Here is a 523-nt window from a genome sequence, read left to right on the forward strand (position 1 = left end):
CGGAACCGCCGGTTGCGTTTTCGATGAGGGCGCGTGTGTCGCCCTGGTGGAGGAGGGCGTTGGCGATGGTGCCGGCGGCGAGCTTGGAGCCGTTCCAGTGCAGGCGGGCGAGCTGGGCAGGGGAGGTGGTGCTCCAGGCGCCGGGCTGCAGGTCGATGGTCAGGCCGGTGGCGTAGGCGGAGAAGTCGTAGGTGTCCAGGCCGCCGCCGTCCCACACGGTGAGCAGGATGCGGTTGTCTCCGGGCGCGCCCTGGCCGATGCCGTTGACGAACGTCTCGCCGGTGGTGGGGCTCCAGGCGTAGCGGGTGTTGCCGCTGTGGGTGGCGTAGTTGGCGCCGTACAGGGCCTGCAGGGCGGCGATGTCGTACATCATCAGCGACTGGGCATAGCCCCAGCTCTCGTTGACGTAGCCGCCGGTGGTGGAGGCGCCCGTGTAGGAGCGGTAGCTCATCACCGTGTACTCGAGCGAGTCCCGGTCGAGCGGCATGCCGCTCTCGTGCGGATGCTCCAGACCCAAAGCATG

Annotated in this window: 1 protein-coding gene; it reads right to left on the reverse strand. The window is 69.0% G+C overall.

Translation table 11 applies throughout. The features are described from left to right. Window positions 1-523: M10 family metallopeptidase C-terminal domain-containing protein (locus tag GR303_RS24265; RefSeq protein WP_201752220.1), on the reverse strand; the 523-nt coding region annotated here is incomplete at both ends.

Origin of the sequence: Microvirga arsenatis (assembly GCF_009910705.1) — a bacterium.
Classification (GTDB): Bacteria; Pseudomonadota; Alphaproteobacteria; order Rhizobiales; family Beijerinckiaceae; genus Microvirga; species Microvirga arsenatis.